This is a genomic window from Pseudoalteromonas sp. DSM 26666 (assembly GCF_900116475.1).
GTDB classification, from domain to species: Bacteria; Pseudomonadota; Gammaproteobacteria; order Enterobacterales; family Alteromonadaceae; genus Pseudoalteromonas; species Pseudoalteromonas tetraodonis.
In genome coordinates, this window is the sequence record NZ_FPAR01000003.1 from 165,916 (window position 1) to 179,944 (window position 14,029).

Annotated in this window: 14 protein-coding genes; 12 read left to right on the forward strand and 2 right to left on the reverse strand. The window is 40.6% G+C overall.

All coding sequences use genetic code 11. From position 1 onward, the window contains the following. Positions 1 to 73: 73 nt before the first annotated feature. The 6 genes from lpdA (at position 74) to BM380_RS06975 (ending at position 7,964) form a co-directional block, all read left to right on the forward strand. Positions 74 to 1,501 (forward strand): dihydrolipoyl dehydrogenase, encoded by a 1,428-nt coding sequence (gene lpdA / locus BM380_RS06950; RefSeq protein ID WP_013465928.1) that lies wholly within the window; start codon positions 74 to 76, stop codon positions 1,499 to 1,501. Positions 1,502 to 1,807: 306 nt separating this feature from the next. Continuing rightward, positions 1,808 to 2,494 (forward strand): tRNA-uridine aminocarboxypropyltransferase, encoded by a 687-nt coding sequence (locus BM380_RS06955; RefSeq protein ID WP_036956682.1) that lies wholly within the window; start codon positions 1,808 to 1,810, stop codon positions 2,492 to 2,494. A gap of 842 nt (positions 2,495 to 3,336) precedes the next feature. Continuing rightward, a complete protein-coding gene (locus BM380_RS06960) occupies positions 3,337 to 4,341 on the forward strand; it encodes a Fe(3+) ABC transporter substrate-binding protein (RefSeq protein ID WP_090493730.1) in 1,005 nt (334 codons plus the stop codon). Continuing rightward, positions 4,341 to 5,972 carry an ABC transporter permease gene (locus BM380_RS06965; protein ID WP_090493732.1) on the forward strand — a complete coding sequence of 544 codons (1,632 nt, stop codon included), beginning with the start codon at positions 4,341 to 4,343 and terminating at the stop codon, positions 5,970 to 5,972. Before BM380_RS06960 ends, BM380_RS06965 begins: the two co-directional genes overlap by 1 nt. Continuing rightward, the gene (locus BM380_RS06970; protein WP_090493735.1) at positions 5,973 to 7,025 is read left to right on the forward strand and encodes an ABC transporter ATP-binding protein; all 1,053 of its coding nucleotides are present in this window, start codon (positions 5,973 to 5,975) and stop codon (positions 7,023 to 7,025) included. Positions 7,026 to 7,064: 39 nt separating this feature from the next. Beyond that, complete coding sequence (locus BM380_RS06975) at positions 7,065 to 7,964, forward strand: Dyp-type peroxidase (RefSeq protein ID WP_013465923.1); 900 nt, start codon at positions 7,065 to 7,067, stop codon at positions 7,962 to 7,964. 57 nt (positions 7,965 to 8,021) lie between these two features. Here the strand turns inward: BM380_RS06975 and argR are convergent, their stop codons facing one another. After that, on the reverse strand, positions 8,022 to 8,489 hold the full coding sequence (argR, locus tag BM380_RS06980; RefSeq protein WP_008114955.1) for a transcriptional regulator ArgR: 468 nt from the start codon (positions 8,487 to 8,489) through the stop codon (positions 8,022 to 8,024). A 215-nt stretch (positions 8,490 to 8,704) separates the two neighbouring features. Between argR and mdh the strand changes: the two genes are divergently transcribed. Next, entirely contained in the window at positions 8,705 to 9,637 is a 933-nt protein-coding gene (gene mdh, locus BM380_RS06985; RefSeq protein ID WP_013465922.1) for a malate dehydrogenase, read from the forward strand. Between the two features lie 75 nt (positions 9,638 to 9,712). Here mdh and ispB read toward each other — a convergent pair whose 3' ends face one another. Next, positions 9,713 to 10,684: an octaprenyl diphosphate synthase gene (gene ispB / locus BM380_RS06990; protein ID WP_064663827.1), complete on the reverse strand. Its 972-nt coding sequence runs from the start codon at positions 10,682 to 10,684 to the stop codon at positions 9,713 to 9,715. A 423-nt stretch (positions 10,685 to 11,107) separates the two neighbouring features. Between ispB and rplU the strand changes: the two genes are divergently transcribed. The 5 genes from rplU (at position 11,108) to BM380_RS07015 (ending at position 14,019) form a co-directional block, all read left to right on the forward strand. Then, entirely contained in the window at positions 11,108 to 11,419 is a 312-nt protein-coding gene (gene rplU, locus BM380_RS06995; protein WP_004587921.1) for a 50S ribosomal protein L21, read from the forward strand. A gap of 16 nt (positions 11,420 to 11,435) precedes the next feature. Then, positions 11,436 to 11,693, forward strand: coding sequence for a 50S ribosomal protein L27 (gene rpmA / locus BM380_RS07000; RefSeq protein ID WP_008114963.1), 258 nt, complete (start codon positions 11,436 to 11,438; stop codon positions 11,691 to 11,693). Positions 11,694 to 11,847: 154 nt separating this feature from the next. Beyond that, positions 11,848 to 12,999 carry an Obg family GTPase CgtA gene (gene cgtA, locus BM380_RS07005; protein ID WP_090493737.1) on the forward strand — a complete coding sequence of 384 codons (1,152 nt, stop codon included), beginning with the start codon at positions 11,848 to 11,850 and terminating at the stop codon, positions 12,997 to 12,999. A gap of 71 nt (positions 13,000 to 13,070) precedes the next feature. Beyond that, positions 13,071 to 13,562: a type 3 dihydrofolate reductase gene (gene folA, locus BM380_RS07010; RefSeq protein ID WP_024601745.1), complete on the forward strand. Its 492-nt coding sequence runs from the start codon at positions 13,071 to 13,073 to the stop codon at positions 13,560 to 13,562. An 82-nt stretch (positions 13,563 to 13,644) separates the two neighbouring features. Then, positions 13,645 to 14,019, forward strand: coding sequence for a DUF3718 domain-containing protein (locus BM380_RS07015; RefSeq protein ID WP_013465918.1), 375 nt, complete (start codon positions 13,645 to 13,647; stop codon positions 14,017 to 14,019). Positions 14,020 to 14,029 lie beyond the last annotated feature (10 nt).

Here is a 14,029-nt window from a genome sequence, read left to right on the forward strand (position 1 = left end):
CCTTTTCTGCCTTGCAGAAACATGGCAGTTAAATTTTGGGGCTGTGTCCCGTTCAAACAATAAAGGTAATAGCATGAGCAACGAATTAAAAACTCAAGTTGTTGTACTAGGCGGTGGTCCTGGTGGTTACTCTGCGGCTTTTCGCGCTGCTGACTTGGGCTTAGAAGTTACATTAGTAGAATCTCGCGAGACATTAGGCGGTGTATGTCTTAATGTTGGTTGTATTCCTTCTAAAGCACTTTTACACGTAGCTAAAGTGATTGATGATGCTGCAGAAATGTCATCTCACGGCGTTACTTTTGGCGCACCAAAAATTGACTTAGATGAAGTTCGTTCTTGGAAAGAGTCTGTTGTTGGCCAGCTTACAGGTGGCTTAGACGGCATGGCTAAAATGCGTAAAGTAAAAGTTGTTTCTGGTTACGGTAAATTCACTGGTAGCAACACCTTAGACGTTGAAGGTGCTGACGGTAAAACAACCATTACTTTTGATAACGCAATTATTGCTGCGGGTTCTAAACCTGTAAACTTACCTTTCATCCCAGAAGATGATCGCGTTATTGATTCAACGGGTGCGCTAGAGCTTAAAGATGTTCCTGAAAAACTACTTGTTTTAGGTGGTGGTATTATCGGTCTAGAAATGGGTACGGTTTACCGTGCACTAGGTTCTGCAATTGATGTTGTAGAATTTGCAGACCAACTTGTTCCTGCTGCTGATAAAGACATCATTAAAATTTACCAAAAGCATGTTAAAGACAAGTTTAACGTGATGCTTTCAACTAAAGTAACTGGCGTTGAAGCAAAAGACGACGGTTTATATGTTACTTTTGAAGGCAAAAATGCACCAGCAGAGCCAGTACGTTACGACAAAGTACTTGTTGCTGTAGGTCGTACACCAAATGGTAACATGTTAGACGCTGATAAAGCGGGTGTGAATGTTGATGAGCGTGGTTTTATTAACGTTGATAAGCAATTACGTACTAACGTAGAACATATTTTTGCAATTGGTGACTTAGTGGGTCAGCCTATGCTTGCGCATAAAGCGGTTCATGAAGGTCATGTTGCTGCTGAAGTTATCTCTGGTCAAAAACATTACTTTGATCCTAAGTGTATTCCTTCAATTGCTTACACTGACCCTGAAATTGCATGGGCGGGTGTAACTGAAAAAGAAGCCAAAGAGCAAGGTTTAAGCATTGAAACAGCAGTATTCCCTTGGGCTGCATCGGGTCGTGCAATTGCCTCTTCACGTACTGAAGGTTCTACTAAGCTTATTTTTGATAAAGAGAGCGGCCGTATTATCGGTGGTGCTATGATTGGTATTAACGCAGGCGAAATGCTGGGCGAAATCGGTCTAGGTATTGAAATGGGTGCAGATGGTGAAGACCTAGCGCTAACAATTCATGCTCACCCAACATTGAACGAATCAATCGGCCTTGCAGCTGAAATTTTTGAAGGTTCAATCACTGATTTACCAAACAAAAAAGCAGTTAAAAAGAAGAAGTAATTTAACTTTTTAATTTAGTTTTTAAAAACCCAGCTTTTGCTGGGTTTTTGTTTTTATAGCCGCCAATTCAAAAATAGATAAAACAAAACTAGCTTTTGTTGGTATCGTTTTTTATTTTGAGCTGATAGCTGATAGCTGATAGCTGATAGCTGATAGCTGATAGCTGATAGCTGATAGCTGATAGCTGATAGCTGATAGCTGATAGCTGATAGCTGATAGCTGATAGCTGATAGCTGATAGCTGATATCTATTCCCTTTTATTTTAGCTACAATGCGCAGCCATCAATTTATAGGTAATAAACCACAGTGACTCAAGGTTTCAAAAATTCAGTTTTAGCGTTACGTGCCCAGCAAATAAGTGAATCTCGACGCGAGTTTAATGCCCGGGGCGGTAAGATGGACCGCTGTGAGCAATGCTTAATTGCCAAGTATTACTGTATTTGTGAGGGCGCTGAGTACGCAAGTTGCGACGCTGCGGTTTGTTTACTGATGTATCATAATGAAAGTTTTAAACCGTCTAATACAGGGCGTTTAATTGCTGAAATAGTCCCTGACAATTATGCGTTTCGCTGGGATAGAACCTCCCCAGATCCTGCTTTATTAGCATTATTGAATAATGATAAATATCAGCCTTTTGTGATTTTTCCTGCTGAAGATGTTGAAACAGATAGAGTAGTAACGCAAGTAGAGCCTGTTGCAGGTAAAACGCCTTTATTTATATTTTTAGATGGTACATGGCGTGAAGCTAAAAAAATGATCCGCAAAAGTCCTTATCTAGATAATTTGCCCGTGCTTTCTATTACCGCACAAAAGCTCTCAGATTACCGATTACGTGTAGCACCCCATGCTCACCAGTTAGGTACGGCAGAAGTGGCTATTATGGTATTGGCATTAGCGAATGAGGTTGATGCGAGTACTAAATTAGAACAGCATTTTATCAAATTTCGCGACGCCTATTTACTCGGTAAGCGCAACAAAGGCAGGCCGGAATAAACTGCAAGATGGTGATACGAAAAGGCTGGATTTAATGCTTGTTCATAGTTTGAATGTATATAATCTTGGCTGACCGCTGATTTTCAGGCAAAAGAAAAGCGCGAACCATCTCTAGTCGCGCTTGCGGAATCTTCTAACTTTGTTGCATCCTGCAATTGAACCTAATCAACTCCAATTTTTACGATCCGTGTTATTACAATATTACTTTCTAGTTCTATGTAATATAGGCTATCCGGGCCTGTCTCCATAAATCCCTAAAACATCCTGTAAGGTAAAATCTATTACCAATCCTTATTGCACATCCGAGTGCATTCCTTTTGCTACCATTCCGTTGTGTTGCCCTAAGGCCTGTCCGTTTTATTCCCTATCCTTTAGCAACAACTTTTCCGTGTTGTTATCCATTACGCATCATCCTGATGCTATCCCTTATGCAACATTCCATTGCGATACTCATCCTGAGCCTGTCCTTAAATCCCTGTTATCCTAAAAACCAAACCTTGGTATTCGAGTAGTTAGTCCGTTTCCATTTACTCGGTAAGCGTCGTTGCTTATTTATGGGTTAATTATAGAGAGTGATTTGCAGTAAATGTAGGATAAAACCGCTTATGGTTTAGGTTCTTACAAATGAAATATTTTTAAATTATATAAAATACAATAACTTGCTATGTTTTTGGGGTGTTAAACAGAGTGTTTTTACTCATTAGCTGTCATAAGCGTAAGAGATGTCTTACAAGGGTTTTCTTTTTTGGGCGTATTTATCACGAAGTGATTATATAAAGTGTGCACTTTTTAGTTCATCGCGGTAAAATTAATGATAATAATTATTAGTTAGGTAAGACAATATGAAAAAAACACTCGCGCTTGTTGTTGGGTTAATTGCCTCAGCACCGGCTGTTGCAACCGATGTTGTGAATATTTACTCATTTCGACAACCTTTTTTAATTAAACCTATTTTAGACGATTTTACACAGCAAACGGGCATTAAAACCAATGTGGTGTTTGCTAAAAAAGGCTTAATAGAACGTGTTAAGCGTGAAGGTAAACACAGCAAAGCCGATTTAGTTTTAACCTCAAACTTTAGTGCTTTAATTCAATTAGAAGAGCTAAATCTTACGCAAACCATAGAAAGCGAGCAGGTTAATAATAATGTCCCGGCGGCATTTCGTGATGGCGATGGTCAGTGGGTAGCGCTCACTAAGCGCGTGCGTAATGTTTACTCTTCAAAAGAGCGTTTAGGCGCATTGCCTAACCTTACCTACGAAGCGCTTGCTGAGCCGCAATACAAAGGACAAATTTGTACTCGCTCTGGCAAACACCCATATAACTTAGGCCTTGTGGCTTCTATGATTGCTCATCATGGTGAAGCACAGACGAAAACATGGCTCGAGGGTGTAAAAGCTAATTTAGCGCGTAAACCTCAAGGTAACGATCGAGCGCAAGTTAAAGCGGTTAAAGAAGGTTTATGTAATTTAGCCTTAGGTAATAGTTATTACTTGGGCAAAATGCTGCAAGACGAAGCACAAAAACCATGGGCTGAAGCCGTTCATATTAACTTTCCAAATCAAACTGACCGAGGATCACATATAAATGTATCGGGTGCGGTTATTACTAAGTATGCTAAAAACCCTGAAAATGCCTTGAAACTCATAGAGTATATGACAGACAATAAGGCGCAAAATATGTATGCCTCGCTCAATATGGAGTATCCGGTTAAGCCAGGTGTGAAACTTTCTAGTTTGGTTGCATCATGGGGAAGCTTTAAGGAAGACAGCTTACCGCTTGATGAAATTAGCAAATATCGTCCGTTAGCCCTTAAGCTAATTGATGAGGTGAAGTTCGATCTTTAATGACTTATAAATTTCAGCTGTCAAAATGGCAGCTTATTGCGTGGTCGACGGGGTTATTGCTGTCGACCCCGTTGTTTTTCCTACTATTAGAATCTTTACAAGGCGACTCAGAGGTATTTACCCACCTGTGGAATACCGTACTGTGGGACTATATAAGTAATACCGTATTACTGGTTTTAGGTGTAGGGTTACTTAGCTGCTTTATTGCGTTACCACTGGGTTGGCTCACCGCTTATTGCCGTTTTCCTGGTAAAAAACAATTTGAATGGGCATTGATGCTGCCTCTTGCCATGCCTACTTATATTATTGCTTATGTGTACACCGATTTACTCGACTATGCGGGGCCGGTACAAATAACTCTAAGAGAGTGGTTTGGTTGGCAGTCGCCAAGTGATTACTGGTTTTTTGATATACGCACCTTACCAGGGGCTATTGTTATGATTGCGCTGGTACTCTACCCGTATTTATATTTAATTTTTAAAACTGCACTGCGAGAACAATCTTTTAAGTTAGTCCAAGCCAGTCAGTTAATGGGGCTAAATGCATGGAAAAGCTTTTTTAAAGTCAGCCTTGTATTATCCCGTGGTGCCATTGTAGCGGCACTTGCTTTGATCAGCATGGAAACCATGGCTGATTTTGCCACCGTAAGCTATTTTGCTGTCAGTACATTAACCACTGCCGTATACGATACCTGGTTTGGCTATTATTCATTAACTGCAGCAGCAAAAATTTCAGGGGTGATGTTGTTATTGCTGTTCTTAGCATTGATCACCGAGCGTTTTAGCCGTCGTAACCAAGCGGTATTTGAGCGTCAATCGAGCGTGAACAGCGAGGCGCTTTATATCCTCAAAGGCAAGTCTGCGTGGCTAGCAACGGGGTTTTGTAGCTTTATTTTAATTATTTCGTTTATTATTCCGATGGTTGTATTGCTCAAATATGCAGTTATGTATTTTGATCAAGCGTGGAATAGTGAGTTTTTTAGCTATGCATGGCAAAGTTTAAAAGTGGCGGCTGTAGTCAGTGTGGTGACTATTATACTGAGTGTTTTAGTGGTGTTTTATCAGCGCATTGCTAAACAAAAAAATCCATTAATACCCGGGCGTTTGGCCAGTACGGGCTATGCGTTACCCGGCACAGTATTAGCGATAGCGGTATTGTTGCCACTCACCCTATTAGAAAATACTATCAACCGCACTTTAGCTCCTTATGATTTAGATATTGGTTTATTACTTACTGGCAGCTTACTCACTATTATTTTTGCTTATATAGTGCGGTTTTACGCCGTTGCACACGGAGCTATTGAGTCGAGCTTTTCACGCATTAGTCCCTCCCTTGATATGGCAAGCCAGTCAATGGGAAAAAGCCAAGGGCGCACATTACGCTTTGTGCACTTACCTTTATTACGCCGAGGCTTATTAACCGCCGGTTTATTGGTCTTTATCGAGTGTATGAAAGAGCTACCCGCAGCTTTGTTGTTAAGGCCTTTTGATTTTGAAAGCTTAGCAACTCATGTGTTTCAGTATGTAAGCGATGAACAATTAGAGCTGGCCTCTATATCGGCTTTGTTTATTGTGGTGGTGGGGTTTATTCCGTTATATTTTATTAACCGTTCAATGGAGCAACGTAGCTAAATGAGTAGTTTGATTTTACAAGGCGTGAGCTATGCATATAACGGGACTAAGGTGATAGATAATTTAGATTTAACCTTAGGTAAAGACGAAATAGTGTGTTTACTCGGAGCCAGTGGCTGCGGTAAAACCACCACACTAAAAGCCATTGCAGGATTAATTGAAGCCAAACAAGGGCAGGTATTTATTGATGGTAAGCTAGTCAGTGATGCTAAGACGTTTGTTTCACCTGAGCATCGTAATATTGGCATGATGTTTCAAGACTATGCGTTATTTCCGCATTTAACGGTGGCTAATAATATTGCGTTTGGGCTAAGCGGCATGAGCAAAGCAGATAAACACGCACGCGTAAGTGAAATGCTAAAGCTGGTACACTTGGTAGGCTGCGCCGATAGATTCCCTCATCAACTCTCTGGTGGGCAACAGCAGCGAGTAGCGATTGCACGCGCATTAGCATATAAACCTAGCTTACTGTTACTTGACGAGCCATTTTCTAATATTGATACCCAAGTACGATTTGAGTTAATTGCCGACATTAGACGCATTATTAAGGCGCAGCAAGTATCGGCTGTGTTTGTTACTCACTCAAAAGAAGAGGCGTTTGCTTTTTCAGATACGCTTGCGGTTATGCACCAAGGTAAAATTGCGCAGCAAGGTACGCCAGAACAGCTTTTTGCTAAACCACGTTCAAAGGAGGTTGCAGAGTTTCTGGGTCAGGGCATATACTTAAGCGCAACCGTATTAACCGCTACTGAATATCAAACGCAGTTTGGGGTGGTTGAATCAATACAGCCACAGCAGCATGGCGTGGCGGATAAGGGCGTTATTTATGTGCGTCCGCATCAACTTGAACTTGTTAGTAATAACGATACTCAACAGCAATCTGAGCGGGTTAGTATATTAAGTAGTCGCTTTATTGGCTCTGCTTATGTATACACTGTGGTTATTGATGAGCAAGAAATAGAAGTTGCAGCCCAGTATGGCCAGTCATTTGAAATTAATGAACAGGTTATAATAAAAATAAAACCGCACACGGTGAATTTTTTTGAATCGTAATTAATCGCTGTGTTTTGCTCTAAAAAGTAAGGAATAATAATGGCGCAAGCGCAATCAGGGATTTGTGCTGAAGCAAACTTACACGGTTTGCACTTATTTTTTAATGTACTTGATGGTCACGACGAATCACTTCGCGCTAAGCTTAAAAAAGTGAGCGATATTGAAGATGAGTTTAGTGATCAATTCTCTGAATCTATGCTTTCTTGTATGGTCGCCATTGGCGCGCAATATTGGCCACACATTCTGCCTGATTATATGCCAAGTGAGCTGCAAAGCTTTCCTAATATCACCCATAGCGATTTTGTGATGAGTGCAAGGCCATGCGATTTATTTGTACAAATCCGCTCAGACAGAGAAGATGTAAACCACCTGTTTGCATTGCAAATATTAAAACTTTTCAACCCTGATGTTGAGCTGGTGGAGCAAATTCGAAATTTTCGTTTTTTAGATGGCCGTGATTTTAATGGTTTTATTTATGCGGGCGATACTCCGCATGGTCGTCAAAAACGGGTAACGGCCCTCGTTAATAAGCCTGATAGCTTTGAAGATCAAGGCAGCTATATTCATGTTCAGCGCTATAAACATGACTTAACGTTATGGCAGCACTTGTCGTTGCAAGAACAAGAACAAATAATGGGGCGTACTCGTCTCGACAATACCCTAATAAGCCCCGCACTTGAAAGCAGCCATGCAACCCGAAGTGAATTAAAAGATGAACAGGGGCAAGCATTATTACTAAATCAAAGTATGCCTTATGGCGACGTGTATGAGCAGGGGATGTTAATGATTACGTGCTCGGCTAAAGGGGATGCGTTCGAGAAAGTACTCAATAGCCGATTAGGGCAGGGGGAGTATTACGACCATTGGCTTGATTTTACTCAAGCAGATATGGGCTCTGCGTTTTTTGCACCCTCAGTGCGATTTCTAAAGCAGCTATAAAACAAGCCAGTAACGGCTACGTATTAGTATAGCCGTAACAGTGATAACCAAACGAGTTTAAACCGTATCAAACAAAATACGCACACGCTCTAATGTGAGGTCTATTTCTGATACTTTCGCTGGCGCAATAAAAATAGTGTCATCGCCGGCAATTGTTCCTAATACGCCATCTGCTTTACCTAATGAGTCAAGTAAACGGGCAATTAGCTGAGCAGCGCCAGGACTGGTGCGAATAATAATCATCATTTCGTTATGCATAATGTCAATAACTAACTGGCGTAACGGGCTTTTAGCGGTTGGTACACCCATTTCGGCAGGTAAACAGTACACCATTTCTTGTTTTGCATTGCGGGTACGTACCGCGCCAAACTTACTTAACATCCGCGACACTTTACTTTGGCTAATATTATCAAAGCCTTGTTCTTTTAATGCGTCAACTATTTCGCCTTGTGAGCCAAAATTCTCTTCTTTTAAAAGTGCTTTAAAGGCTTTTACCAATGCTTCTTGTTTGTCTTGTGGTTGCATAGTGTCTAATTAGTTATGTTGTCGATACTGCAAATTCTACACAAAAATGCATATTTATGCAGCAGTTGTTTAGGTTTTGCTGCGTTTAAACAGCAAAGTTTACAACTATGGTCGAAAATATAGCTAAAATAGGCAGGATAAATTTGTTTTTAGTCGTTAATTTCTTTATCTTATAAACCACAAATATTTCCTTCCTCAAATCACGGAGAATTCCAATGAAAGTTGCTGTATTAGGTGCTGCAGGCGGTATCGGTCAAGCGTTGTCTTTATTATTAAAAACAGGCTTACCAGCTGGTTCAGAATTATCACTATATGATGTTGCGCCAGTAGTTCCTGGTGTTGCTGTTGACCTTTCTCATATCCCAACAGATGTAAAAGTTGAAGGTTTTGGTGCAGATGCACTAGATAAAGCATTAACAGGTTGTGATATTGTTTTAATCCCAGCGGGTATGCCACGTAAGCCAGGTATGGATCGTGCAGATTTATTTAATGTTAACGCTGGTATCATTAAAACATTAGCAGAAGGCATTGTTGCTAACTGTCCTAAAGCGCTTGTAGGTATTATCACTAACCCAGTTAATGGAACTGTACCTATTGTTGCTGAAGTATTCAAAAAAGCAGGTACTTACGATGCTAAGCGTGTATTTGGTATTACAACTTTAGATGTGATCCGTTCTGAAGCGTTTATTGCTGAACTTAAAGGCGTAGACGTAGCAAGTGTTAAAGTACCAGTGATTGGTGGCCACTCAGGCACAACCATTCTACCGTTACTTTCTCAAGTTGAAGGTGTTACTTTCACTGATGAAGAAGTAGCTACACTAACTCCTCGTATCCAAAATGCAGGTACTGAAGTAGTTAATGCTAAGGCGGGCGGTGGTTCTGCAACATTATCTATGGGTGCTGCTGCAGCACGTTTTTGTATGTCTTTAGTTAAAGGCTTACAAGGTGAAGACGTTGTAGATTATGCATACGTTGCTGTTGAAAATGGCGATGCAGAGTACTTTGCACACCCAGTACGTTTAGGCAAAAATGGCGTAGAAGAAATTCTTTCTTACGGCACTTTAAGCGCATTTGAAGAGCAAGCTAAAAATGACATGCTTGAAACGCTGAAAAAAGATATCAAAGAAGGTGTTGATTTTATGGCGTAATAGCCAAAATTAACCCATAAAAAAGCCTGCATTTGCAGGCTTTTTTATTGCTCGGAATTATCTACACAGTATTACTTAGTGGTCGCGGTCAACCGCTATTCTAGCTAAGCTAATTAGTGCTTGCTTGTAACTCGACTCAGCTAAGCAATCTAAACAGGCAATTGCTTTATTAGCTTCTTGCTCGGCTTTTTCCATTGTGAACTCAAGGGCATTGGTATGTTTAAGTGCAGCCAGTATCTCGTCAAGGTGCTCCATACCATTACAGTGCTCAATAGCGTCTCTTATTAACTGTGTTTGATGCTCACTACCGTGTTGCATTGCATATATAAGAGGTAACGTCGGCTTACCTTCAGCTAAATCGTCGCCAATGTTTTTACCAAGTTGGTCGGCATCAGCGTTGTAATCTAAAACATCATCCACTAACTGAAAAGCAGTACCTAAATGCATGCCATACAAATTAAGTGCCTCTAGTACACTATCGTCTTGCTCAGTAATAATGGCCGCAAGACCCGTCGCTGCTTCAAATAGCTTGGCGGTTTTAGAATAAATAACCTGCATATAACTGGCTTCAGTGGTATCAGGGTCGTTGCAGTTCATTAATTGCAGCACTTCACCTTCAGCAATAATGTTGGTTGCATCAGCCAGTACTTGCATTATTTGCATTTTACCAAGACCCACCATTAGCTGAAACGAGCGGGTGTAAATAAAATCACCCACCAGTACGCTAGCAGCATTACCAAACTCAGCATTTGCTGTAGGTGTGCCACGGCGCAAATTAGATTCATCTACAACATCATCATGTAAAAGCGTTGCGGTATGAATAAATTCAATGATAGTTGCTAGCGTAATGTGATCTTTGCCTTGGTAACCTAGCGCTTTAGCCGCCAAAATAGCCAACATAGGGCGAACGCGTTTGCCACCGCTGTTAACAATATACAAACCAAGTTGATTAACTAACGCCACATCTGAGCGCATTTGCGCATGTATTAGTTGATTGACGTCATTCATATCGCTTTCGATTAACGCCTGGATAGCTTTTATATCCATTGATCTCCGAGCCAATTTTAATGTGTGAACGGCGCAGATTGTACAACAAAAAATGCATTAGCTCGATATTTTGTGATGATTCCTTAAAAAAACACCCTTAAGTAGGTTAAATGACCTATTAACCTTGTGAATAATTGATTAAACATCCTGGTTTAATTTTGAATCACCCCTGGCGGTTAATTGAACTACATAGGCTCGCTTTGCTATTGCTAATTTATTTTCTGTAACCGTTAAAAAGCGCTTGGCAAAGGGGGATTTTAATATAAAATAGGGGAAATATTGAATTGCTCTCAATGCAGCTACTTTTTATTCATTTAATTACAAAAAGAGGCTTGCTAGTTTTTACGCATTAGCGTAAACTTCGCGCCCTATTGAAGAATATTTTAGTTGCGTCGATTTGAGGGCGCACAGACGGAGTTAATTATGTACGCGGTTTTCCAAAGTGGTGGTAAACAGCACCGTGTGACTGAAGGTCAAACAATTCGTCTTGAGAAATTAGACGTTGAAACTGGTGCAGCAGTTGAATTTGATTCAGTACTTTTAGTTGCTGATGGTGAGAAGATCGAGATTGGTGTACCGTTCGTAAACGGTGGTAAAGTAACAGCTGAGGTTGTTTCACACGGTCGCGGTGAGAAGATTAAGGTTGTTAAATTTAGACGCCGTAAGCATTCTCGTAAGCAAATGGGCCATCGTCAATGGTTCACAGAAGTTAAAATCACTGGCATTAGCGCTTAATTAGAGGTACTTAGAAATGGCACATAAAAAAGCAGCTGGTAGTACTCGTAACGGTCGCGATTCAGAAAGCAAACGCCTAGGTGTTAAGCGTTTTGGTGGCGAATCAGTTCTAGCGGGTAGCATCATTGTTCGTCAGCGTGGAACTCGTTTCCACCCAGGCGCAAACGTAGGTATCGGTAAAGACCACACTATCTTCGCAAAAGCAGATGGTAAAGTTCAGTTTGAACAAAAAGGTCCTTTAAACCGTAAATACGTAACTATCGTAGCTGAGTAATCAGTAAGGTAGTTAAAAAACCCCGCCTTTGCGGGGTTTTTTGTTTTAAGCATGTTTAAATATATACCCAAGTGTTTTTATGCTCAGTGTGCTCTATAGGCCACTTAGGTATATAATAGAGTTATTAACAAGCCAATCCCTAAAGTGAGTAATCATGAAGTTTGTAGATGAAGTAGAAATTCGCGCAGAAGCTGGTGACGGTGGCAGCGGCATCGTGTCTTTTCGTCGTGAGAAATATGTTCCAGATGGTGGACCTGATGGCGGTGACGGTGGAGACGGTGGTAGTGTTTATCTACAAGCTGATGAAAACTTAAATACCCTTATTGACTATCAATTTGAGCGTTTTCACAGAGCAGAACGCGGTACAAACGGTCAAAGCCGTAATTGTACGGGTAAAAAAGGTGAAGACCTGATCGTTAAAGTGCCTGTTGGTACACGTATTATTGATGTTGATACACAAGAATCATTAGGGGATTTAACCCAAGATGGTCAACGAATTGTGGTTGCAAAAGGCGGTTTCCATGGCTTGGGGAATGCGCGTTTTAAATCAAGTACTAATCGTGCTCCACGTCAAAAAACACTTGGCACACCGGGTGAAGTACGTAACCTTAAGTTAGAGCTAATGCTACTGGCTGATGTCGGCTTACTAGGCTTACCAAATGCAGGTAAATCAACCTTTATCCGCAGTGTGTCAGCTGCAAAACCTAAAGTAGCTGATTATCCATTTACTACGCTGATTCCTAACTTAGGGGTTGTTCGTCCTGAAGCAAACAAATCATTTGTAATTGCTGATATTCCAGGTTTGATTGAAGGCGCGTCAGAGGGGGCGGGATTAGGTATTCGCTTCTTAAAGCATTTAGAGCGTTGTCGTGTGCTTTTACACATTATAGATGTAATGCCAGTTGATGGCTCTAACCCTGTTGATAATGCATTTGCAATCATCAACGAGCTACACCAGTACAGCCCTAAGCTTGCTGAAAAGCCACGCTGGTTGGTATTTAATAAAATTGATTTATTGCCTGAAGATGAAGCCAAAGCCTTATGTGAGCAAATTACAGAAGAGTTGGGTGAGTCTGAAAATATTTACAGTATTGCTGCAATTAATAAATTAAATACGCAGCCATTAATTCACGACATCATGACGCTACTTGATAACATGCCTAAAGAGAAGTTTGTTGAAGTGGCAGACGAAGAGGTTGAATTTAAGTGGGATACCTACCATCAAAAAGCCACTAAAGGCGATGATGATGACTGGGATGATTGGGATGAAGATGATTACGACGTAGAAGTTGTCTACGAGCGTTAATAATTGTTTATATTTAAAAGGAGCTAACGCTCCTTTTTCTTTGATTAATAATAAAGTATTGGGTATTTAGTGTGATAATTTCAATGATTGCAGCAATGGCAAATAACCGTGTCATTGGCTTAGATAATAAAATGCCATGGCATTTACCTGGTGACCTTCAGCACTTTAAAAAAGTAACCTCTGGTAAACCCGTTATTATGGGGCGCAAAACATTTGAATCAATAGGCCGACCGTTACCTGGGCGACGTAATATTATTATTACTCGTAATAAAGACTATCACGCATCAGGAATTGAAACAGTAACCACACCAGAAGCTGCACTTGAGCTTGTTAATGATGTTGCAGAGGTGATGATAATTGGTGGCGGAAACATCTACCAGCAGTTTTTAGCGCAGGCGCAGCGCTTGTATTTAACCTTTATAGACTTAGATGTTGAAGGGGATACACAATTTCCTGATTATAAAAGTGTTGCAAACTGGCAAATTGAAGATGAAATGTTGATGACGCCCGATGATAAAAATAAATATAGTTATAAGTTCGTAACTTTGAATAAAGTTTCTTAACATTATTGCGAAAATCTGAGCGTGTTGGTACAATATTAAACAGTCGAGTACGAAAAAAGTATTAATATAGGGTGTCCAATCAATGATTAAATTACCAAAGCTAGTTGTAATTGCTGCTATTGCAGCGGGTTCGTTCGCTTATACTGCGCCTGTAAGCGCTGATGATCAGTTAGCTGTTTCAGTCTGTGAATACATTGCCGCTGATGATAAAAATCGTCTGCGTAGCAAACTAAAAAGTTCACGTGTGAAAGTACGTAATATCTATGATGCAGTTTTCTGTAATGGTAACAACTTATTGCGTCACGCTGTTGCAAGTAATGCGGTTGATACGGGTGAGTACATTGTTAAAAACTTATCAAAAAGCTCACTTGAAGATGGCGCAGATATCGCTTGGGCTGAGGCAAATCATGCTGGTTCAGCTTTAATCCCTATTATTAAAGACCGCGCAGGCCTTTAATTAAAAGCTT